Annotated in this window: 19 protein-coding genes; 7 read left to right on the top strand and 12 right to left on the bottom strand. The window is 55.4% G+C overall.

Annotation, left to right across the window (positions count from 1 at the left end):
* Nucleotides 1-4: 4 nt before the first annotated feature.
* Both Q0835_RS18310 and Q0835_RS18305 read right to left on the bottom strand, forming a co-directional pair.
* Nucleotides 5-580 carry a biotin/lipoyl-binding protein gene (locus Q0835_RS18310; protein WP_298963625.1) on the bottom strand — a complete coding sequence of 192 codons (576 nt, stop codon included), beginning with the start codon at nucleotides 578-580 and terminating at the stop codon, nucleotides 5-7.
* A complete protein-coding gene (locus Q0835_RS18305; RefSeq protein WP_298963623.1) occupies nucleotides 573-2,762 on the bottom strand; it encodes a peptidase domain-containing ABC transporter in 2,190 nt (729 codons plus the stop codon). The genes Q0835_RS18310 and Q0835_RS18305 overlap by 8 nt, the downstream gene beginning before the upstream one ends.
* Nucleotides 2,763-3,341: 579 nt before the next feature.
* Between Q0835_RS18305 and Q0835_RS18300 the strand changes: the two genes are divergently transcribed.
* Complete coding sequence (locus Q0835_RS18300; protein WP_298963622.1) at nucleotides 3,342-4,694, top strand: caspase family protein; 1,353 nt, start codon at nucleotides 3,342-3,344, stop codon at nucleotides 4,692-4,694.
* A 26-nt stretch (nucleotides 4,695-4,720) separates the two neighbouring features.
* Here the strand turns inward: Q0835_RS18300 and Q0835_RS18295 are convergent, their stop codons facing one another.
* From Q0835_RS18295 to Q0835_RS18285, 3 genes are all read right to left on the bottom strand, one after another.
* Nucleotides 4,721-6,277: a hypothetical protein gene (locus Q0835_RS18295; protein ID WP_298963621.1), complete on the bottom strand. Its 1,557-nt coding sequence runs from the start codon at nucleotides 6,275-6,277 to the stop codon at nucleotides 4,721-4,723.
* Nucleotides 6,278-6,653: 376 nt separating this feature from the next.
* Entirely contained in the window at nucleotides 6,654-7,376 is a 723-nt protein-coding gene (locus tag Q0835_RS18290; protein ID WP_298963619.1) for a M15 family metallopeptidase, read from the bottom strand.
* Entirely contained in the window at nucleotides 7,366-7,932 is a 567-nt protein-coding gene (locus tag Q0835_RS18285) for a sigma-70 family RNA polymerase sigma factor (protein ID WP_298817303.1), read from the bottom strand. Before Q0835_RS18285 ends, Q0835_RS18290 begins: the two co-directional genes overlap by 11 nt.
* A gap of 288 nt (nucleotides 7,933-8,220) precedes the next feature.
* On the opposite strand from Q0835_RS18285, the gene Q0835_RS18280 reads away from it, so the two are divergent.
* From Q0835_RS18280 to Q0835_RS18270, 3 genes are all read left to right on the top strand, one after another.
* On the top strand, nucleotides 8,221-8,730 hold the full coding sequence (locus Q0835_RS18280) for an invasion associated locus B family protein (protein WP_298817305.1): 510 nt from the start codon (nucleotides 8,221-8,223) through the stop codon (nucleotides 8,728-8,730).
* Between the two features lie 251 nt (nucleotides 8,731-8,981).
* Nucleotides 8,982-10,205, top strand: a complete 1,224-nt coding sequence (gene rlmN / locus Q0835_RS18275) for a 23S rRNA (adenine(2503)-C(2))-methyltransferase RlmN (RefSeq protein WP_298963731.1) — start codon at nucleotides 8,982-8,984, stop codon at nucleotides 10,203-10,205.
* 217 nt (nucleotides 10,206-10,422) lie between these two features.
* Nucleotides 10,423-11,031 carry a cytochrome P460 family protein gene (locus Q0835_RS18270; RefSeq protein WP_298963617.1) on the top strand — a complete coding sequence of 203 codons (609 nt, stop codon included), beginning with the start codon at nucleotides 10,423-10,425 and terminating at the stop codon, nucleotides 11,029-11,031.
* Nucleotides 11,032-11,111: 80 nt separating this feature from the next.
* Here Q0835_RS18270 and Q0835_RS18265 read toward each other — a convergent pair whose 3' ends face one another.
* Both Q0835_RS18265 and Q0835_RS18260 read right to left on the bottom strand, forming a co-directional pair.
* Nucleotides 11,112-13,301 carry a xanthine dehydrogenase family protein molybdopterin-binding subunit gene (locus Q0835_RS18265; RefSeq protein WP_298963615.1) on the bottom strand — a complete coding sequence of 730 codons (2,190 nt, stop codon included), beginning with the start codon at nucleotides 13,299-13,301 and terminating at the stop codon, nucleotides 11,112-11,114.
* Between the two features lie 3 nt (nucleotides 13,302-13,304).
* The gene (locus Q0835_RS18260) at nucleotides 13,305-13,766 is read right to left on the bottom strand and encodes a (2Fe-2S)-binding protein (RefSeq protein ID WP_152499622.1); all 462 of its coding nucleotides are present in this window, start codon (nucleotides 13,764-13,766) and stop codon (nucleotides 13,305-13,307) included.
* Between the two features lie 180 nt (nucleotides 13,767-13,946).
* On the opposite strand from Q0835_RS18260, the gene Q0835_RS18255 reads away from it, so the two are divergent.
* Nucleotides 13,947-14,546: a TetR/AcrR family transcriptional regulator gene (locus Q0835_RS18255; protein ID WP_298817314.1), complete on the top strand. Its 600-nt coding sequence runs from the start codon at nucleotides 13,947-13,949 to the stop codon at nucleotides 14,544-14,546.
* Between the two features lie 51 nt (nucleotides 14,547-14,597).
* On the opposite strand, the gene Q0835_RS18250 is transcribed toward Q0835_RS18255, so the two are convergent.
* Genes Q0835_RS18250 through Q0835_RS18240 form a run of 3 tightly spaced genes read right to left on the bottom strand, consistent with a single transcriptional unit; the run spans nucleotide 14,598 to nucleotide 17,714 of the window.
* Nucleotides 14,598-16,133, bottom strand: coding sequence for an efflux transporter outer membrane subunit (locus Q0835_RS18250; RefSeq protein ID WP_298817316.1), 1,536 nt, complete (start codon nucleotides 16,131-16,133; stop codon nucleotides 14,598-14,600).
* Nucleotides 16,134-16,167: 34 nt separating this feature from the next.
* Complete coding sequence (locus Q0835_RS18245) at nucleotides 16,168-17,319, bottom strand: efflux RND transporter periplasmic adaptor subunit (protein ID WP_298963614.1); 1,152 nt, start codon at nucleotides 17,317-17,319, stop codon at nucleotides 16,168-16,170.
* Nucleotides 17,316-17,714 (bottom strand): DUF3302 domain-containing protein, encoded by a 399-nt coding sequence (locus Q0835_RS18240; protein ID WP_298817320.1) that lies wholly within the window; start codon nucleotides 17,712-17,714, stop codon nucleotides 17,316-17,318. The genes Q0835_RS18245 and Q0835_RS18240 overlap by 4 nt, the downstream gene beginning before the upstream one ends.
* Before the next feature lie 243 nt (nucleotides 17,715-17,957).
* Here Q0835_RS18240 and Q0835_RS18235 point away from each other — a divergent pair, with 243 nt between their 5' ends.
* Complete coding sequence (locus Q0835_RS18235) at nucleotides 17,958-19,178, top strand: argininosuccinate synthase (protein ID WP_298963612.1); 1,221 nt, start codon at nucleotides 17,958-17,960, stop codon at nucleotides 19,176-19,178.
* 11 nt (nucleotides 19,179-19,189) lie between these two features.
* Nucleotides 19,190-19,870 (top strand): hypothetical protein, encoded by a 681-nt coding sequence (locus tag Q0835_RS18230; RefSeq protein WP_298963610.1) that lies wholly within the window; start codon nucleotides 19,190-19,192, stop codon nucleotides 19,868-19,870.
* A gap of 16 nt (nucleotides 19,871-19,886) precedes the next feature.
* Here Q0835_RS18230 and folK read toward each other — a convergent pair whose 3' ends face one another.
* Nucleotides 19,887-20,399 carry a 2-amino-4-hydroxy-6-hydroxymethyldihydropteridine diphosphokinase gene (gene folK / locus Q0835_RS18225; RefSeq protein ID WP_298817331.1) on the bottom strand — a complete coding sequence of 171 codons (513 nt, stop codon included), beginning with the start codon at nucleotides 20,397-20,399 and terminating at the stop codon, nucleotides 19,887-19,889.
* On the bottom strand, nucleotides 20,400-21,215 hold the full coding sequence (gene folP / locus Q0835_RS18220) for a dihydropteroate synthase (RefSeq protein WP_298963608.1): 816 nt from the start codon (nucleotides 21,213-21,215) through the stop codon (nucleotides 20,400-20,402).
* Nucleotides 21,216-21,246 lie beyond the last annotated feature (31 nt).

Genomic DNA, 21,246 nt, shown 5'->3' with positions numbered 1-21,246 from the left:
CGATCTACGAATCGAGGGTCTGGACCTGAGCGTGAAACTTTTCCAGCGTTGCATCCTTCTCCAACTGACGCCGTTTGAAGAGCTCGAGCTGCAGATCGGAAAGATCGGACGTTTGCTCGGGTCTGAAAGCAAGGCCCGATTGCTCGGCTTCAAGACGCGCGCCTTCCAACTCAAGAAGGCGGATTTTTGCCTGTAGCTGCCCCCTGTCGGCCTTGGTGAGCGTCGGGTCGAGAGATGCAATCAAATTGCCCTCTTTCACGTAGTCCCCGGCTTTTGCGTCCAAACTCCGGATGACCGACGGTTGATAGGGTTGTTTGACAACCGTTCTCGATTGACTGACCAGTTTGCCGCGTGCTGTGACGGTCCTGTCTATCTGAGCCCAGGCGGCCCAGCCGATAGCCGACATAATCAGAAACATGATGGTGTAGAGGGAAACCCGCGCCAAATAAGGCAAACGCTTCAACTCGACTTCGACAGCGTCCGGCTGAAAGGGAATCGCATGCCGCTCGACCTTGTCTGACGTACCATCTGCAAGCTCGGCCAGTTCGCGGGTTTTCCGGTAGCCAAACGGATCACGCATGGTCAGCCCCAAGAGCATTTTTGACCTGAATGTCCCACATTCTTTGAAATACCGGAGAGAACCGCGGGCTCTGTTCATCGAGCAGCTCCCGGCGCGGAGCGAAGGCTTCTATACGCCCCTTGTCCAGCACCAGAATGCGATCGGCGTCGTGCAGGGTCGACAGGCGGTGGGCGATAATCAGCATGGTTCTGCCATCGGCTATCTTGCTAAGATTGCCTTGGATGACGGTTTCTGACTCAACATCGAGCGCGGACGTTGCTTCATCAAAAATCAGCAGTCTGGGATTGCGTAACAGCGCCCGCGCGATCGCTAGCCTTTGCCGCTGGCCGCCCGAGAGATTTGTGGCATTTTCTTCCAGGAACGTGTCATAGCCAGAAGGCAGATCTTCGATAAAACCGGCTGCACCTGCAAGGTGAGCCGCCGTCCTGACATCTTTCAACTGCGCGTGCGCCACTGTCAGAGCGATATTGTCTCGTACGGTTCCTCGAAACAGAAAGTTTTCCTGCAGAACGATCCCCACCGATCGCCGCAAATGCGCAAGATCGATTTCCCGGAGATCAATCCCATCGAATTTCACTCTGCCGTCATTGACGGCATATAGGCCCTGGACAAGCCGGGCCAGTGTGGATTTTCCCGATCCGCTCTCCCCGACGATACCAATTGTTTCACCGGCCTCGATTGAAAATGATACGTCCTGAAGCGCAGGCTTGTCCGAACCGTCATAGCTGAACGTGACGTTCTCAAAGGCGATTTGACCCGAGACCTCTGGCGTAAGCGTTTGTGAAACCGAATTACCCTCGGTCCTGGTGTTCATAATGTTGCCAAGCATCCTGACTGCCAGGCGCGCCTTTTGATACTCGTGGATCATCTCGACAATCTTGATCAGCGGTTGGCTGACATTGCTGGACAGCATTTTGAATGCAATCAGCTTGCCGACTGTCATGTCGCCTTTGAAGACCATATGAGCGCCCACAAACAAAATGGCGACCGACATCAGCTGCTCGAGCGTTTGGACGACGCTCTCCGCAGTCGTTCCGATTTTATCGACATTGAAGTTGGTCCGGACCGATTGAGCCGAACTGTTGTCCCAGGTGCGGCTTCGCTTGGGCTCAAGAGCCATGCTCTTGATGGTCGAAATACCGTGAATGCTCTCTACAAGCAGGGACTGCCGCTCACCTTCCGCCGAGTACAGGCGCATGAGGGCAGAATAAAATGGCCGGATCATCCCCGCGATGACCATCGCAATCAGAAGCGAAAAACCGACCACGATGAGTCCCAGCTCCCAGCTGTAGAGAAAGAGAAGCGGAATGAACACAAACAGCGCGGTCGCATCGAGGGCTGTGGTCAGGACATTGCCGGTCAGAAAATCCCGGATTTCATCCGTTTGTTGCATATGCTTGGTCAAGACGCCGGCAGTCGAGCGCTGAAAGAACGAAAGGGGTAGCCGGACCAGATGACCGAACGTCCGGGTGGCTGTTCTCATATCGATTTTCGACGTTGCGAATGCGAGAAGATAATTGCGCAGAAAGTTGAATACGCCCTGGAACAGCAGCACAATCACGACAGCGACTGCGAGCACATTCAATGTCTGAAAGCTTTGATGCACAAGCACCTTGTCGACCGTGATCTGGAAAAAGAGCGGAACGGCCAAGGCAGTAGCGTGGATCATAAGAGCGATGAGAATGATCTCCGTAAACAGCACTTTCTGTTTTAGGGCTTCTTTGAAGAACCAGCTCAGGCCGAAGGCGCTGGCAACAGTCTCGTCCGTGGTTCTCCTGAAGAGATAAATCGTGCCTTTCCAACCCCGGCTTATGTCCGCTGCCGCAATCGGTTCATGCTCGAATTGCTTGGTCTCCAGGCATCTCTGCGCTGAAAAGACATAGTCCGTGCCTGTATCCGGGTCTTCCGAGTAACCGGAAATCAGGAAGGATTCGCCCGACTTGAGGACAAGAATGACCGGATAGGCCTGACCCAGTCTCCCAAATTGGCTCCATGACAGCCGCTTCGAGGAGACCTGCAAACCCAGATCCTGCGCGATTCGCAGAAAGCGCATCTCGGTTAGAGGTTCTTCTCCTATGGAGTATTCAAATTCAATCTTGGCGCGATCTGCTGCCAACTCATGATGCTTAGCGACTTCAATAAGGTGATCAAGCGCTTGAGGATCGAGTTCGCCTTGATGCATGGGTGAAAATCTTCCATTGGCTTAAGTCTGAATAGTTGATCAAAGATTGCAAATTCTATCACTGGTTGTATTTGTGCGCGTGCCAATCCTTCGATGTGATAAACGTGAGTTCAGCACCTTAATTTGCCGGCTTTCCTTGCTGTTCTTTTGTGAGTTGGTCTGGGTACAGCAGCTGTCTACCCGCCGGGATTGATTTGCTCCCGTCCGCAGTCAATGCGCGTTTGAGTGCCCGGACATGCATCGGGAATTGGAGCGAAAATCGCATTATTTACAATCCATTGCACCTAAGCGACACCTGCGGAACGAATGTGGCCACCATCCGGCTAACAGAATGTCAGACAGGAGCCGACTTTCGGGTGCCTTGCAGTCGGCCTTATAAGATCTCGGTCAAGTTCGGCATCAATGTGGCCATGGCTGAAGCGATAGCCATGCTGGATCGGCGTTTTACCTTCAGACACCGCCCCAACCGCTCCTTTCTCGCCGGAAAGCCCATTGGCAGCAGCCGGCCTCTTCGACAAAATTTTCCTTGCCTTAATGACCGGGCAGCGGTTTTCATTCTAACCGCTTGGGAGGCCGCCGATGACCGAAATAGGGAAAGCAATTGCGGGTCTGATTATCTTTTTGGCAATCGCCGGACCCGGTTCCGTCCTGGCAGCAGGCAAAACAGCGCTTGTGATCGGCAACGGTGCCTATCAGGCGATGCCATCGCTGCGTAATCCGGCAAATGACGCCAACCTTATCTCCAACAAACTGTCGGCTCTCGGATTTGACGTGGTTCGGATCATAGATGGCAGCCGTCAGGATTTCTGGGACGGTTTGAAGCTTTTTGGCCGCAAGTCTCAAGGTGCCGACGTCGCTCTGGTGTTTTATGCGGGTCACGGCGTGCAGGTGAACGGGCGCAATTGGTTGCTTCCCGTCGACGCCGAAATCGAAGCCTCCACGGATCTTCCAGCACAAGCGCTCAAGGCAAATGACCTTCTGGAAATCATGGAAGCCTCCGGCGCCAAACTGAAACTCGTGTTTCTGGATGCCTGCCGCAACAATCCGTTACCGCGCTCGTTGTCACGTGGCGCTGACAACGGCCTCGCCCGGCTCGAAGCGAATGCCGCCGGAATGATGATCGCATTTGCGACTTCACCAGGAGATGTCGCACTGGACGGCAGCGGCAACAATAGCCCGTTTACCGGAGCCCTTGCCCGTTTGATCGACACGCCGGACCTGGAAGTCCGTCACCTGATGGGCAAGGTGCGCGAGAGTGTTTATGTCTCCACCGGCGAACGCCAGCTCCCTTGGCTGAATGAAGCACTGATCGGTGAGTTCTATTTTGGAGGAAAGTCGTCGAACGGCACCGCACCTGTGGTCCAGTCAAGCACACCAGGGGCCACAGAAGATGTTGGGCCTGCCAAGGCAACAGCTCCTCTCACGGTTGGTCGGGCCGAACCAAGGCACTTGCCGGCACCACCTTATCATCGTGATCTCTGCCGATCGGTGAGAGACCTCGGCGGAACTGTGGAATTTTGCGCCAGTTCAATTCTCGATCCGCAATTCGGCAACCGGTATGGCCCAGGCAATCTGTTCGATCAAAATCCGTCGACAGCCTGGGTGGAAGGTGTGCAGGGCAACGGTTCCGGGCAGAAGATTCTGATATCCTTCGACCGTCCACGCCGCGTGGCTGGATTTCAGATTACCAACGGTTATGCCAAAAACCGCGACATTTATCGAAAAAATGCGCGCGTCAAAACCGCGATGGTCACCTTGTCTGACGGCTCTATCCAAGACGTGTCGCTGCCCGATGACATGAGCGCAAACCGGTTCACTTTTGGTGCACCACAGGAGACCACCTGGCTTGAATTCGAAATCGGATCGGTCTTTGCCGGTTCAAGATATGCCGACACCGCCGTATCTGAACTGGTGCCAATCTTTGCCGACTAGTCCGTACTCTTCGAATTCGCGGGGCGCTATCGGCCACCGTCAACATATTCACCGTCGAACTGGAACACGGCGTGACCGCTGTTGTTGTGCTGCGGCGGTACACCCACATACATCTGCATGAAGAGTGCACCTTTCGGGTCTTTGTAGAAGGGCGCCCCGTTCCAAAGCTTGATCTTGAAGACCTCGGCATTTTCGGTTTTGAACGCTTTCACCAGCATTGCCGGAACATGGGTGATCAGCTGATGATGAAATTGGGCTGCCTGGGCAAAGGTGATCAGGTCCACGTCATTTTCCATGATGCGCGGCCGGGAAAAGCCGCGCGTTATGCCACTGCTGCCCAGAGTGTAATCGACGACATTGCCAGGAGCTTCGGGGTCCGGCATCGTAATGCTGGCCCGGTCCTCGCGGAAGGTCATTTCAAAGAACCTGATATCTTTGCCAAGCGCATTCTGAAATTGCACGAACGCGTCCGACATGCCCTTAAGCGACATATAGCTTTCAAAGGCGCGCAGGCTTTCCGGCAAGGTGACTGAATGGATGCTGGCATCGGGGCGCACCCGCACCACAGCTTTTTCGCGGCCGCCCGGGGCGCTCTGCAATTCGATGACCCACAGCACACCACTCTCACTGCCTGCCGGCGGAGGTCTGGTTGCTTCAACGCGATCGATATGGGTCCAGCCCGCTGGTGCCTCGGCGCGCGCGGCGGCAAGGATCTGAGGCAGGCGTGCCAGTCCGCTGGCTGTAATGGCGAATGGCAGGCTCCCGCCTGTCAACGTGTAGAATGAAATCGGCTTGCTAACAGCGCTCTGACGAAAGCTTCCGCCGTTCCACCGATAACCCTGAACTTGTGCCGGATCGGCCGGTTTCACAGCGTCGATTTCAACCCCATGGGTCAAGACGCTGATTTTAAAAACATTTTCTCCTCCACCAAAGATATCGGCGAAACGGCCCTGGGCATTCTCGAAAGGCCAATCGGATTGGGTCCGCAAGTTCATGGAGCGGCCCCGCTCGGTGTGACTGATATCGGCACCGTCGAGCCGACCGTCGGCCAGAACATAAACCTGACCGAATTCGCGGCCACTTTTGATGGAAATGTTCCACTTGACGGCCCAATTCGCCTGACCCAGGACCGGCCCCAAAGAAGCCGTTGCCGCGGTCACTTCGCCTGGCGCTCTCGTCGGCAGGCCATCCGGTGCGTTGCTGAGGATCGTCCACAATCTGGAAATTTGCAGCTCTGCCTGACTGTAACGCCCGGGCGGAACGATGAATTTTGGACCATCGGCCATGTGCATTGGCCCGTGAACACTATCCACGAAGCCCTGGTCCTTCTTGATGCGGCGAACCGTCCAAAGATTGAATTCTTCCCCGCTCTGTCCGGTCGCAGCAATCACGGAGACACTGTCAGGCTCGAGCCCCAGCCACAATAGGTCGCTATCGCCGATCTGCTCGGCCAGGAGGGTCCAGGCGGTATCAAAGGTTTGCTTGTCGTTCAGATAGGTGCTTTGTGCCGATGCCGGTAGCCCAAACGAAACAAGCAGAAGAAACGGCAACACGCCGCCGAGCAGACGTAGCAACTTGGCCATAATACACCTCGAACTTTCTTGAATGGATCTATCTCATCCTCAAATCACCACACGACCAAAAGTCTCAAATAGCTCCCGGTTCCGGCCCTTAGGCCGGTAAAATCCCGGCCCCTGGCGGACGAGACGCACATTAGTCGTGCCTAGCGCTATTTCCACCGCGGCCCGTGATCGTCCGGCAGTGTTTCAAATTCGGTTTCGCGTGCGCCAATGCGCAGAAAAGGCTTCACAACCATGAGCTATAAAAAAGATCTACTACCAACCATAGACAGCATGAAAGACAGTGGATGTGACGCGGCTCACAATCGGCCTCTTTTTCGGAACTGCTTGATAAGCGCAGCCTGAAATGGCCCGAGATAGTGTCAAAACACTTTGGAAATTAACGTTTTTCAATCGCAAAACTGAAGGAACGGTCCGGGTATGGCTCGCCCTGTAGCGTGAAATGCCACCATTCTCCAGGATAATTCCGAAAGTTTCCAAGCCGCATCAGGTCGACAAGTTTCCTGCGCAATTGCTGCGCCTGCTTTCCGATGACAGTGGCGTCGGTGCGGCTTGCCGGGTCGAAACAATCGAACGGTGTACCGAAATCAGCTGTACCCCGGTCACCTCGCGAACAGACTGACGGCTGTTTCCGGGGATCGGCTACCTCAAACAACTCCAGGGCAACATCCACGGTTGATCCTCTGGCGTGACTGCTTTTCGCACCGATGTAACCCTGACGGATCAATTGTGACCGTGGAACGGAAGGATAATATTCGCTGTCTGTCTCTTGACCTGAACCAACCCAGGCAACCATGGCGTCAACGGCAGTCTGCGGTCGATAGCAATCGAACACAACAAGGGAAAATCCGTCCTGAACAGCAGCATTTTGCACTTTTGCAAGCGCTTTTGCCGCTGCTTCCGTTAGAACACATTCTTTCGCCGCATAACCAGGCAATCGCTTGCGCATAAAATTCTGCCGGCCTGCATATCGAATGTCCTGCCGGATATCGGGCACATAGTCTTTCAGGTAAACAAATCCGTCAGGCATGGCATCGGCAATGGCGGACGGAACGGCACCCAGCACCAGTGTCGCGACAAGAAGCAGACGGCTAGTCCACATCAACCGCCTCGTCGGCCTCGATCAGCTGTCGCAGACGTCCAAACGCAAGCCTGATCCTGGATTTGACGGTTCCAAGCGGCAAACCGGTTGATTCTGAAATTTCACTGTGAGACTGGCCGGCAAAAAAGGCCAGTCGAACAACTTCCTTTTGCTCGTCAGGCAGTTTCGTCAACGCAGCCCGGACCCGTTCCTCGCGAAGCCGCGCATCCATTTCGTCTGCGACATCCGGAAGAGGCGTCGGCTGCAACGCGGGTTCTTCGGGATCAAGCTCGGCTGTTTTTTGCCGCCGAAGCCGGTCAATGCGCCGGTTTCGCGCGATTCTGTAAAGCCATGTGCTTGCGGAAGACTTTTTGGGATCGAACAGTTCCGCCTTGCGCCAGAGTGTCACCATCACGTCCTGGGCGATTTCTTCCGCCAATGCGCCATCGGCCCCCTGATTCATAAGGTAACCCTTCAGACGTGGGGCAAAATGATCGAACAACTCCACAAAAGCGGTTTTGTCCCGCTCTGCAGCGACCTTTACGATCAGTCCGGAAAAATACTGCGCTTGCGCCAAAGGCCACTCTACTCCCTGCCGGCCGTTCGGTTACGCATCAATCTTTAGCAGGTTCGGCGATTTTCGAAAGGGGGGACTACAGTCTGCCACACTGTTGCCTCGATTAACCTTGAGAGCCATGAAGCTATGGATTGACGGTGCCGGAAAATGAAGCGTCCAAAAAACAAAAAACAATTGCCGAGCTTCAACCCTTTCGTAACCCGCTTTAATTTATCATTAAAGCAAGGTTTATATGACTGTCGGCAATTGAATAGAATTGACTGAAACTCAAGTCCAAACGGTGTGGAGATGATGAAAGCAAAATCGCTGGTTCTGGCCATTGCAGGTCTTGCCGTTTCGAGTGCAGTGGCTTTCGCGCAAACCCCGACGCTCATAAAGCAACACAAGGATTGGGCAGCTTATGCCCTGACCGGTGGCAGCGGGAAGGTTTGTTATGCGCTGACCAAGCCGACAACATTGCTTCCCGGCGACCGCAATCACGGAGACGTCTTCTTTTTCGTGACATCACGGCCGGCCGAGGGCGTAAGCTCCGAACCGAGCCTGTTGGTCGGCTATCCCTTTAAAGACAAGTCTTCCGTGTCTGTGGACATTGACGGAAAGACATTCACACTCTTCACCAACAATGATGGTGCCTGGGTGGAGAATGCGGCAACGGAAGCTCAGCTTGTCTCGGCCATGAAAGCCGGTCGGGAAATGACGGTGGCCGGTGAATCCAGCCGAGGCACCCGTACGACTTACAAGTTCTCCTTGTCGGGCGTCACTGCCGCGATCGACACCGCAGGATCGGCCTGCCGCTAACGCGCCAGTTATTGTCAGACTACTGGCAAAAACCCGGGAAAGCAGTTTCTGCTTTTCCGGGCAATTGTGTTTGCCGCGCTCCTTTGAGAACGTGTGACAGGTTCCCTTCAAGTTGCGAACCTTGATTTTCCGGCCATTTTGTGGTTTTGGGAGCGCTTGAATTCTAACCTGCACGTCAGGTTGCCCGGCAGACGCGTTTTCTTCTCAAAGAACAGCAAAATCGTGCGCCGGATGAGATGATGGATCACGACATGGCGATTACGCTCGATATCGCGCGGGACAACGCGAACGCGCCGACAGTTACAGCTGACCCGGCAAATAAGCCGGCGGCCGAAGACAAACCGACCTTGATCGGCCTGTCACGCGAAGATCTTGGTGAGATGCTTGGCACCATTGGCATACCGCAAAAACAATGGCGGATGCGGTCTTCGCAGCTCTGGCATTGGCTTTATGTGCGCGGCGTTTCCGACTTTTCGCAGATGACCAACATTGCCAAGGACCTGCGTCAGAAGCTGGACGATCATTTCTCGATTGCACGTCCCGACATCGTATCCGAGCAGATTTCTGTCGATGGTACGCGCAAATGGCTTTTCCGGTTTCCGCCGCGTGGCGCAGGCCGTCCGGTTGAAGTGGAAACGGTTTATATACCCGAAGAAGGACGGGGCACGCTTTGTGTTTCCTCTCAGGTCGGCTGCACGCTCACCTGCACTTTCTGCCACACCGGAACACAGAAACTGGTTCGCAACCTGACGGCTGAAGAAATCCTTTCGCAAATCCTGCTGGCCCGCGACAGGCTGGGTGATTTTCCTGATGCGAACACACCTCAGGGAGCTATTGTTCCTTCCGAAGGCCGTCTCATTTCCAACATTGTCATGATGGGTATGGGGGAACCACTCTACAATTTCGACAATGTCAAGAAAGCGCTCCTGATCGCGTCCGACGGTGACGGCCTGTCTCTATCCAAACGCCGCATCACGCTGTCCACGTCCGGTGTCGTTCCGGAGATTTTCCGTACGGGAGACGAAATTGGCTGCATGCTGGCCATCTCCCTGCACGCCGTTCGCGACGACCTGCGCGATGTCCTGGTTCCGATCAACAAGAAATGGAACATTGAAGCACTGCTGGAAGCCTGCAGAAACTATCCGGGCCTCTCCAATGCCAAACGCATTACCTTTGAATATGTCATGTTGAAAGGGGTGAACGACAGCAATCGGGAAGCTCTGGAGCTTGTTCGTCTGCTGAAAGGCATCCCCGCCAAGATCAATCTGATCCCGTTCAACCCGTGGCCAGGGTCTGAATACGAGTGCTCGGATTGGGAACGGATCGAAGAATTTGCCGACATCGTCAATCGCGCCGGTTATGCGTCCCCGATAAGGACGCCACGTGGCAGGGACATCTTCGCTGCATGCGGCCAATTGAAATCAGCATCGGAACGTATGCGCAAGAAGGATCGTGAAGCACTCGCAGCGTCCTGAGTGCTCACGTTCTGAAACTGCGACCTGCGGCGGCCAAACGGCCGCTGTTTTTGGTTTTGTTGGTGAGCTTCACCGCGCAAAGCCGTTCAACACCGGACAATTCCGTGTGAGCGTCATTTTTACCACCATGAATTACAGCTAAGGCTGCATTACCTATCCTTGAGGCACTCCAGTCTCGCCGGCGGTCCGGCGGCTTTTGAGGAGAAGGTCCCTGCACATGAAATCCGGCGAAACCATATGTATTGCCCTTTTTATTGGTCATATCAGCACCGCAGCATTCGGGCAGGATGCAGCCATCGACAGTCACATCGCCATTGAAAATCCGGCGGAATTGACCGGCGCTGAAGCGTCGGCGATCTATGACGATCTGAAAGACCGCCTCGCAGCCAGCTACGCGATGTCCCAGCTGAAGGAAATCGAGGAGTACCAGTCATGGCCGCTCTTCAATACCGCACCCTACATCTCTGCAACGCATGGCCAGCGTTACGTCAACAACTATGCCAACGCCATTGCATCGAACTATGCGGATCTCGAAGAGGGCGAGCTTTTGCCGGCCGGATCCATCCTGGTCAAGGACAGCATTACCGTGACCGACGACGGCCGCGTTTTTCCTGGGGCTCTATTTGGAATGGAAAAACTCGCTTCAGGCACCAGTCCCGAGACAGCGGATTGGCGCTATTTCATGGTCATCCCGGATGGCTCTATCTATGGCGATACAATGGGGGCAAACCCGGACCTCATGACGTATTGCCATGTATGCCATGAGGCCGTCGCTGAACGGGACTATACGTTTTTTGTGCCGGAAGACTTCCGGCCGACGCAATAGCGGATCCTAATCGGATCTAGAAACCGACAAAAAAGGCCGCCCGGAGGCGGCCTTTTCTTACGTTATGCAGGCAGGACAGTTCAAACGAGACCGTTCTTGGCCAGCGGCAGGCTGGTCACCCAGTTGCCCTTTGCCGCGGCGATCGCATTTGCCACTGCAGGGCCGATCGGCGGGGTTCCCGGTTCGCCGATGCCCGTTGGAGCTTCATTCGAAGCCACAATATGCACTTCAATTTCCGGCATGTCGGACATCCGGATCGGCTCATAGGTGTCGAAGTTGGTCTCTTCAACGACACCGTCGGTCAGCGTCACTTGGTTGCGCAGAATGGCACCCAGGCCGTATCCGATGCCGCCTTCAACCTGGGCTATGATGTTGTCCGGGTTGATCGGCGTACCGCAGTCGACAGCCGCGATGACCTTTTCCACCTTCACCGTGTCATCGTCCCGGAAGGAGATTTCGACAATTTCGGCAACATAGGAACCGAAGGACTTGTGCACGGCGACACCGCGGTAACGACCATCAGCGGGCGGCGTGTCCCAACCGGCCTTCTCCGCCGCAAGCTTCAGCACGGCTACTTTCCGTGGATCGTCTTTGAGCATTTCCAGACGATAGGCTACCGGGTCTTTCCCAGCTTCCTTTGCCAGACGATCGATCATGGTTTCCATGACATACGCCGTGTGCGTGTGACCGACAGACCGCCACCAGAGAACCGGAACCTGGGTTTCCTGGAAGGCCTGATCCATGTTCATCATCGGGAACGCATATGTGGTGTCATGCGCCCCTTCAGTCATGTTGTGGTCGACACCGTCCTTCATGAGCATCTGCTCGAACGGCGTGCCTTTGATGATGGACTTGGCAGCAATGGTGTATTTGAAGGCCGTAACATTGTTGTTCTCATCGAGACCAACCTTGACCTTGTGCGCGGACATGGGTCGATAATAGCCACCGGCCATATCGTCTTCACGAGTCCATACGATTTTCACCGGCGCAGCGTCCATACCGTCTGCCCGCATGGCCTTGGCAAGAGTTGTTGCCTCGACCACTGGGTGCGCGTCTGCTTGCGCCCGGCGGCCGAAAGAACCACCAGCCCACAAAGTGTTGATCTTGACCTTCTCGAACGGAATGCCAAGGACAGTGGCTGCCACGTTGTGATCGATGGTCTGGATCTGGGAGCCAAGCCAAAGTTCAGCATTTTCACCGTCAAAGGAGATCGCCACATCCAACGGCTCCATCGCACCATGGGCAAGGAAGGGAAAATCGAAATCTTCCTCGATCACCCGAGCCGATGCTTCCAGAGCGGCATCAATGTCACCATCTTCGCGCACTTTCAGGCCAGGCTTGGTGGTCATGTCTTTCAGCTCTGCCATCATGACATCGCTGGAACGGGTTTCAGCAGCGCTGTCGTCCCATTCGATTTCAAGCAGTTCACGCCCCTTGATCGCAGGCCATGTGGACTTTGCGACAACAGCAACACCATTCGGGATCTGCAGAACGTTCACAACACCGGGGATTTTCTTGGCTTCGGTCGCATCGAAGGATTTGACCTTGCCACCAAACCGGGGTGCACGTGCAACGGTCGCAATCAGAAGACCGTCCAGCTGGAAGTCCATTGTGTAGGTGTTCGGCGCACCGACCGTTTTGTTCTTGACGTCAACACGTGGGAACGACTTGCCGATATAGACCCACTGATCGGGTGTTTTCAGAACGGGTTCGGCAGGCACATCTTCCGCAGCAGCCAGACCGGCCAGCTCGCCAAGTGTTGCCGACTTTCCGGAGGCATGAGAGACAACGCCGTTTGAAACGGAGATTTCTCCAGCCGGCACGTCCCAGTCCTTGGCAGCAGCTGCAACAATCATGGCTTTGGCAGCAGCTCCCGCCTGCCGGTACTGCATGAACGAGTTCGCCATGGCGGTGGAACCGCCAGTACCTTGAACACCAAACAGCGTGTTGGCGTAGACTTGGGGATTTGAGGGCGCGAATTCAGCCGAGACCTGTTCACGCGAGGCGTCCAGTTCATCTGCAACAAGTGTCGCCAGACCCGTGGCCGTGCCCTGCCCCTTGTCGAGGTGCTTGGACAAAACAATGACTGTGTTGTCCGGGCGGATATGAACGAATGGCTGGACCAGCTCCCCGTCACCAGCAGCGGCCTGCGCTGCGCGCGGCAGGTTCATCGCCAGTACAAGCCCACCGATGGTTCCGGCGGAGATCTTCAGGAAGCTGCGGCGGCTCGGCTGAGCGGCTTCAAGAGGTTTTTGCAAGAGGTGCAACATCGGTTAGCCCTCCATCTTGTCGGAGGCAAGGTGAATGGCCTTGCGAATACGGGCATAGGTGGCGCAGCGGCAGACGTTCCCGTCCATGGCAGCGTCAATGTCTTCGTCGGTCGGCTTTGGCGTTTCGGCGAGCAAAGCGGTTGCGGCCATGATCTGTCCGGACTGACAATAGCCGCATTGCGGAACGTCCAGTTCGTTCCAGGCCGTTTGAACGGCTTCGGCGGCTTTGGTGTTGATACCCTCGATGGTGGTGATTTCAGCACCGTCAAGGTCCCCTACCAGTGTCTGGCAGGACCGAATGGCGACACCGTCCCAATGTACGGTGCAAGCACCGCAGGCGGCGATACCGCAACCGAATTTGGTTCCGGTCATTCCAAGCTCATCGCGCAATGCCCACAGCAGCGGGCTTTCAGGATCCGCATCAAGCGTGCGCGTTTCCCCGTTGATTTTTAGTGTAACAGACATGAGGAGGAGGCTCCTTTGGCTGGCCTTATCTGGCTAAAGGAAGTAAACTACACCGTGCAGTTTAATCTCAGATTTCGCATCTGTAAACGCCACAGTTTACATAGGGCGCATTTTTTGGGATGAAAGGGGCGGGGCACGGCAATCAGGTGAACAGGCAATCCGGGGCAAAATGAGCTGACCATGTCGGTATCTGACCAGAAAAAAAAGCAGATCATCGAAGCGGCAATCGCGGAATTTCAGGAAAGAGGCTTCGCGGGTGCGAGCATGGATCGCATTTCAGATCGCGCACAGGTATCCAAACGTACGGTCTACAATCACTTCGAAAGCAAGGAAGTGCTCTTCAAAGGCATCAATCAGTGCCTGGCCGATCAGATCAACTCGGCGCTGGAAATGCCGTATGACCCGGATCTCCCTATCCGCGAGACGCTGATCCGTCTGGGTTGGGCCGAGGGGGAACTGATGATAAACCCCTGTTTCATGAGCCTGGCCCGCATGATCATGAGCGAAACCATCCGCGACCCCGAACTTGCGGCGGATATGAACAGCCGCATGACCAAGCTTTCCGTTTTCGCCGAACACATCCAAGAAGCCATTACCGAAGGCAAATTGTCCGCAGACGATCCATCGGTCGCCGCCGAGCAGTTTCTGGGCCTTCTCAAATCAAGGGCTTTTTACCCGAATATCTATGCCAGCCGTGTGCCGGAGCGTGCCGAGATGGAAAAGATTATTGAGGAAAGTGTCGACATGTTTCTGGCAAGATACGGAACAAAGGCTGCCTGACAGCCCAGCTTTGCCTTGTCGGGAAGCTGCACGACCCGGCTCGCCTCAATTCTAGCCAGCGTCCCCGACCGGCTTCTCCAGAAGTTTGCCCCAGCGTGTCCGTTCCGCCATTTGCTGACGGGTTTCGTCTGAGATCAGACCTTTGACATTTTCCGGCACCCAGCCGCCGCCCAGGCCCTTGTAAACGGCAATCAGATTGGTAAGCACATTGGCCTGTGCTGCAATTAGGCGCGTCTCGGCCAGAAGCAGACTTCTTTGTGCATCGACCACGCGATTGTAAGACGCGGTACCGTCCTGGTACTGCGCCTCGACTTCACCCACCGAGCTGCGGGCAGCCCTGACACTGCGCCTGAGATAGACCGCTTCCTGCTTTGAGCGCAAAAATGCCGTAAGCGCATTTTCAACTTCCGCATATGCGTTCAAAACCGTGTTCTTGTAGTTCAGAAGTGTTTCCTGAAACTTGGCATCCTGCACCCGGACGTTGTTCTGGATGCGTCCGTAATTTAGGAAATTCCAGGAAAATCCAGGATTTATGAAACCCGCTGTCGAGCCGTTGTTGAAGAGGTTTGAAAAGTCATCAGCTCTCACGCCGATAGCACCGGAGATCGTAAAGGCGGGCAGAAGATCAGCCTTGGCGACCCCGATCTGTGCCGATTGCGCTGCCGCCACATATTCTGCCTGCCGGATGTCAGGGCGCCGGCGAAGCATGTCGGCTGGAACACCGATCGCAACCTCTGCCGGAACCCTTGGATAGCGGCCACCGGATCGAAGCCGTGCTTTCATGCCGCCCGGAGGTTCGCTCAACAGCAGGCTCAATGCATTATATGCTTGTGATAGTTCTGCTTCATATCCGGGAATGGACGCCAGCGTGTTGTTGTAAAGCACCGTAGCTTCGTCGACATCCAGCTTGGTTGCAGCTCCGTTTTCAAGGCGCAACCGTGTGAGATCGAGAGACTTTTTCTGAAGCGCAGCATTCTTGCGCGCCGACGTGATCAGCTGCTGTAATTCGCGTATCGTGACGTAGGTGGCGGCAATATCACCGGTCAGTGTCACCAGTGCATCGTCATAAGAAGCGATGTTGGCCTTCAGGTTGGCATCGGCAGACTGGATATCGCGCCTGATCTTGCCCCAGACATCAATTTCCCAGGCAGCATCGAACCCCGTCGACACACGCGTAATGTGATCGTTGACCAGGCCAACTCTCTCCAGATCGCGAATGAACGGGTCCTTGGCACTGAACCGGATGCTTTTGGATCCGCCGTTCAACTCCTGAACCTGCGGAAACAGTTCACCGGTCGCAATACCAAGTTGTGCGCGGGCCTGATAAACCCTGACACCGGCGGCCTGCAGGCCGACATTCTGACGGTACGCCTGCGCAATCAGGCTGTTGAGCGTTTCATCCTTGAAGACGTGCCACCACGGCACGGAATGAGCGCTGCGGCTGGTGAATCCGGTCCGGCTGTCGATGGTGAGATTTGCGCCTTTGCTCCAGCTGTCGAGAACAGGTGCATCGGGCCGCTCGAAATCGGGTCCGACCATGCAGCCACCAGCGAAAAGCACGCCTGCGAGCACTCCCCAACGACTCAATTTTCGCAACCGCCCCATACGCTGAAACTCTCACTCACACATCAAAGGGAACAATGAAATTGACCCACGAATAGAGCCGCATGTTCACACGCCGCAAAACCGCGACCCAGCCGCCACCTCCACCGGTGTAAATGGCTGCCGCGCCGTGAGCTCCGGCGGGATAACGTTTCAGCGCGGGGTCGTCATCAAGATCGATCTCGACTGCAAATCGGCCTTGTGGACTCATGAACATAAACTCAGGCACGCGGCCCCGCGGAATGATCTGGCCTTGGCCGGTACCGTCCCAGATCGCCTTGACTTTGCCGGTGAAAATCTGCCCCGGGTAAATGTCGAGTGCCACTTCAACCGGCTGGCCTGGTTCCACGAATTTCAGATGTTCCTGGTAAAAAGTTGCCAGAAAATAGGGATCAGCGTCGGCAACGAAAGCCGCGATTGATGCGACCCGGAACCCGCCGACGACGAGGCCGGGCCTCGCCTGCTGGGAAATGATGACACCGTCTTCCGGCGCATAGATTGTTGTCTGATCAACATAATATTGCGCCTGCTCGACCTGCGCCTCGGCAGCAGCCACCTGTGCATTAACGCCGTCTATCTTTGCCTCAGCGGCAAGTTGAGCCTTTTTCAGGTTGTCACGCGCCTCATGGACCTGAGCTTGAGCTGCCGCAAGCTGCGACTCCCATTTGTCGAGTGTTTCCTGTTTGGCCCCACCCTTTGGAACCAGGTCTGAATACCGCTTCACCTGTTGCGCAGCATAAGTTTCACTGGCTTGTGCAGCCTCAAGCGAATCCTGTGCGATGTGAATATCTTCTTCGAGAATGAGGGCATTCTGGCGCGCATCGGCCAGATTTGCCACGGCTTCGGCCAGCTGCGCCGCATAAAGCGTCTTTTCGAACTGGTAAAGTTTGTCGCCTTTTTTCACCTTCTGGTTCTGAGCTACGAAGACCTCTTCCAAAACCGTGGGGTGCGGCAAACGCGGTGCGATCTGGATCGTCTGACGGATAACGTGCCCGTCGATCGTGTACGGCGTGAAAAACCGGAGAAGCACGACCAGCAGAAACAGGACGTGAAATCCTACCCAGAAGGTCACGACACCCCAGGCGATATTGAATTTCAGCCATCTAAACTTGTAAAAAACCAGCCAGGCAAAAAGTGCATAAACGCCGAGGATCAAAAGCGCGATCGTCATGAGCTCGCACCACCCTCTGGCGATGAAGACTTACCAGCTGGACTGCTTTTCTGCGGCTCCGCCGGAACACCTGCCGCTGCAGGCGTCTCGCCTGCCTGCGGTGCATTACCATCTTCGGTCTCGATGTCTGCGTTTTTCGGCAGCTTGCGAACATCAACAGTCATGGAATCGTGATAGGCCCAGATCAGGGCATGTATCCATGGAAAGACGGTAAACAGTCCGATCCAGCCGCCGAGCTTGACCGATTCCGCATGCGGATGATTGCGTTTTTCCGCAAGTTTTCCAGGCAGCCCGCCCAGGGTGACCATCACGTAGAAAAACGCAATCACCACCAGAATCAGGATACCGAAGGTCAGATAGTCATAGCCGTCGAGTTCAAAATCGATCAGACCCATACCGCCTCCCAGTCTGGCCCCTTGATGCGTTCACTTCCTGTTAACACCCTCTTCCGCCTTCCGGTCAATTGCAAGTTTCAAACCTGTCCCGTGTTACCTGCAGGCTGTTTCCCGCCTGCAACAGATTGTCCTGCCCTTACCGACGCCTAAGGGCTTGCGCCGGGTAAAGAACCGGCTAAATTGCCGCAAATTTTCAACGGTGCGGACATACAGTCCCGAAAAAGCGAACTGGACCCTTCCTCTATGGCGCATGGTGACATCAAGAAAGTCGTGCTCGCCTATTCCGGCGGCCTCGACACATCCATCATCCTGAAATGGCTGCAAACAGAATTTGACTGCGAAGTCGTAACCTTCACTGCAGATCTCGGCCAGGGAGAGGAACTAGAACCGGCACGCCGCAAGGCCGAAATGCTCGGCATCAAGGAAATCTATATTGATGATCTTCGAGAGGAATTCATACGCGACTTCGTCTTCCCGATGTTCCGCGCAAACGCCGTCTATGAAGGGGTTTATCTGCTCGGCACGTCAATCGCCCGGCCGCTGATCTCCAAGCGACTGATCGAAATTGCGGAAGAAACTGGCGCTGACGCGATTGCCCACGGCGCAACCGGCAAAGGAAATGACCAGGTTCGCTTTGAACTGTCAGCCTATGCTCTTAACCCCGACATCAAGATCATCGCGCCTTGGCGTGACTGGACGTTCAAATCTCGGACCGATCTGCTCGATTTTGCCGAAAAGCATCAGATCCCGGTACCGAAAGATAAGCTTGGCGAAGCTCCGTTCTCCGTTGACGCCAACATGTTGCATTCTTCTTCTGAAGGCAAAGTGCTGGAAGATCCTGCGGAAGAGGCGCCGGGCTACGTCTACCAGCGCACGGTCGACCCGACCGAGGCACCAGATGTCGTTACCGAAATCGAAATCGGCTTCGAAAAGGGCGACGCGGTTTCGCTTAACGGAGAAAAAATGTCGCCGGCAACGCTCTTTGCCAAGTTGAATGACTATGGCCGCGACAACGGAATTGGCCGCCTGGATATGGTCGAGAACCGTTTTGTCGGCATGAAAAGCCGTGGTGTCTATGAGACACCTGGCGGCACCATCTTGCTGACGGCACACCGCGCCATGGAATCCATAACGCTCGACCGCGGAGCAGCGCACCTCAAAGACGAGTTGATGCCGCGCTATTCCGAACTGATATACAATGGCTTCTGGTTCTCGCCAGAGCGCGAAATGCTTCAGGCACTGATCGACAAGAGCCAGGAACATGTTACCGGCACCGTGAGTTTGAAGCTTTATAAGGGCAACGTTATCCTGGTTGGCAGGTCGTCTCCATATTCGCTCTATTCTGAAGAGCTTGTGACATTTGAGGACGATCAGGGCGCGTATGACCAGAAGGATGCTGCAGGTTTCATCAAACTGAACGCCCTGCGCTTGCGCACTTTGGCCAAGCGTAACCGGCTCGGCTAAAGAAAATTGATATGGAAACTCCAGCGGCAGATCTGACAGACAGTCTTGCAGCCGCTGGTTTTTTCGTACTGGGCGGGTTTTCACCCGGCCCCGGCGATCCGATTCCGGCCCTGAAAAGCGGCAAATACCCAAGGTCATTGCTCCTTGTTGGCAGCACTGGCCAAACTCTTTGGCCGCTCCTGACCTCAAGCCCGGAATTTTCCGACGAAAAACCCGATCCGCTCGACCGCTACACTAAGAGAATTTTGAGTGCGATTGCCATCGCGAATGGTCTTGAAGCGCTTTTCCCGTTCGAGGGGCCTCCGTTCCATCCCTTTCAGCAATGGGCCCTGGCCTGTGGCGGGTTTTCGCAAAGCCCGATGGGCGTCCTCGCCCACCAACGCTATGGACCATGGACAGGGTTTCGGGCTGCACTCCTGTCAGAACTCGTTGTCGAAGTAGCGGTAGCGTCCAAAGTGGACGGCCCATGCGAGACCTGCAGGGACAAACCCTGCATCTCCGCCTGTCCAGTGAGCGCGCTCTCCATTGAAAACGGATATGACGCTCCGAAATGCCGGGAACATCTTGTTTCATTGAAAAGCGCTAGCTGCTGGAGCGGCTGTCTTGCCAGGAGAGCTTGCCCAATAGGTGAAGATCACCGCCAGGACCCTGCAAATGCGCGGTTCCATATGGACAGTTTCATTCACCTGTGAGGTCATTTGCTGGAGCCTAGTCCAGTTTCACAACACCCTCTTGATCCGGGCACGTCTCTAGGGCCTCCGCCGCCGTACGGCCATCGCCCAGGGGCGCGTCTGGCCAGATCTCGGAAAGCGGGATCAAGACAAACGCCCTGTCCCCCATGCGTGGGTGCGGGATTTCCAGATCTGTCTCTTCGACTTTCTCAACACCGTAGATCAGAACATCAATGTCGATCTTCCGCGGGCCCCAGCGGATGTCGCGGACGCGTCCGAGTTCGGCTTCAGTCTCAAGACAGCGCTTCAGGAGGTCTTGTGGAGACAGTGTCGTATCCACCACCAGGCATATGTTTACGTAGTCATCCTGCGGAACCGGCCCCCAGGGAGGTGTGCGGTAGTCGGACGAGCGCCTCACGACCGTGAGGCCACTGGTCTGGTCCAGCAGCTGGACGGCGTGTTCAAGATTTGCTTGCGGATCACCAAGGTTGGATCCAAGCCCCAAGGCACATCGTGTTGGAGCAAGCGGAGAGTTTTCACTTATGGGCATTCAGATCGGGTTCCGTTCCAGCCAGGTTGCCTCCAACATACGCACGCACTCGGCATGTGGACGCACGTCATGTGCACGTACTATGACCGCACCTTTTGTCATGGCCGTAAGATGGACGGCAAGCGAGCCGAAAAGCCGCTCTTCCATGTCAGCATTCAAGACGGTTCCCACCATCCGCTTGCGCGATGCTCCGGCCAATAGAGGAAGACCATGCTTCTGAAGACTTTCGAAGCGATTCAAGATGATAAAATTCTGGTCGATGGTTTTCCCGAAACCAAACCCCGGGTCGAGCAGCTGTTTTTCCTTGGGGATCCCTGCGCGGTCTGCCAATTCCATGGAAGTTTCAAATGCACGGTCGATGTCGCTGAGAATATCCAGATCGGTGTCAGCGCTTTCCCGATTGTGCATCATCACCACATGCACCTTGGCTTCCGCGACAACGTCCGCCATTTCCGGATCTTTCCGAAGACCCCAGACATCGTTGACGATGACGGCCCCCGCCTTGCAAGCGCGCCGCGCAATTTCGGCCTTATAGGTGTCGATGGAGACAGGCGTTCCAAGGGCGATAACACCTTCCAGGACCGGATCGAGACGCGACCATTCAACATCAAGCGAAACCGGCTCCGAACCCGGCCGGGTGCTCTCGCCGCCGACATCCAGAATGTCCGCGCCTTCCGCAATCATCGTTCTGGCATGATCAAGCGCTTCATTTGCCGCATTGTGGTGCCCGCCGTCGGAAAACGAATCCGGGGTGACGTTCAAGATGCCCATGACATGCGGGCGGCAGTCAGGAAGACGGTATTCGGCGGCTTTCACGGTACTTGTAATCCCTTTTCGCAGGCACCTG

It is taken from the genome of uncultured Roseibium sp., assembly GCF_947499295.1.
Classification (GTDB): Bacteria; Pseudomonadota; Alphaproteobacteria; order Rhizobiales; family Stappiaceae; genus Roseibium.
Note: the sequence above shows the minus strand (reverse complement) of the source record. Positions and strands in the feature narration are given on the sequence as shown.

Bases quoted from the DNA above. Each gene is read 5' to 3' on its own strand.
- Q0835_RS18310 (WP_298963625.1), bottom strand. From the start codon at position 580: ATGCGTGATCCGTTTGGCTACCGGAAAACCCGCGAACTGGCCGAGCTT.
- Q0835_RS18305 (WP_298963623.1), bottom strand. From the start codon at position 2,762: ATGCATCAAGGCGAACTCGATCCTCAAGCGCTTGATCACCTTATTGAA.
- Q0835_RS18300 (WP_298963622.1), top strand. From the start codon at position 3,342: ATGACCGAAATAGGGAAAGCAATTGCGGGTCTGATTATCTTTTTGGCA.
- Q0835_RS18295 (WP_298963621.1), bottom strand. From the start codon at position 6,277: ATGGCCAAGTTGCTACGTCTGCTCGGCGGCGTGTTGCCGTTTCTTCTG.
- Q0835_RS18290 (WP_298963619.1), bottom strand. From the start codon at position 7,376: ATGTGGACTAGCCGTCTGCTTCTTGTCGCGACACTGGTGCTGGGTGCC.
- Q0835_RS18280 (WP_298817305.1), top strand. From the start codon at position 8,221: ATGATGAAAGCAAAATCGCTGGTTCTGGCCATTGCAGGTCTTGCCGTT.
- rlmN (WP_298963731.1), top strand. From the start codon at position 8,982: ATGGCGATTACGCTCGATATCGCGCGGGACAACGCGAACGCGCCGACA.
- Q0835_RS18270 (WP_298963617.1), top strand. From the start codon at position 10,423: ATGAAATCCGGCGAAACCATATGTATTGCCCTTTTTATTGGTCATATC.
- Q0835_RS18265 (WP_298963615.1), bottom strand. From the start codon at position 13,301: ATGTTGCACCTCTTGCAAAAACCTCTTGAAGCCGCTCAGCCGAGCCGC.
- Q0835_RS18260 (WP_152499622.1), bottom strand. From the start codon at position 13,766: ATGTCTGTTACACTAAAAATCAACGGGGAAACGCGCACGCTTGATGCG.
- Q0835_RS18255 (WP_298817314.1), top strand. From the start codon at position 13,947: ATGTCGGTATCTGACCAGAAAAAAAAGCAGATCATCGAAGCGGCAATC.
- Q0835_RS18245 (WP_298963614.1), bottom strand. From the start codon at position 17,319: ATGACGATCGCGCTTTTGATCCTCGGCGTTTATGCACTTTTTGCCTGG.
- Q0835_RS18240 (WP_298817320.1), bottom strand. From the start codon at position 17,714: ATGGGTCTGATCGATTTTGAACTCGACGGCTATGACTATCTGACCTTC.
- Q0835_RS18235 (WP_298963612.1), top strand. From the start codon at position 17,958: ATGGCGCATGGTGACATCAAGAAAGTCGTGCTCGCCTATTCCGGCGGC.
- Q0835_RS18230 (WP_298963610.1), top strand. From the start codon at position 19,190: ATGGAAACTCCAGCGGCAGATCTGACAGACAGTCTTGCAGCCGCTGGT.
- folK (WP_298817331.1), bottom strand. From the start codon at position 20,399: ATGCCCATAAGTGAAAACTCTCCGCTTGCTCCAACACGATGTGCCTTG.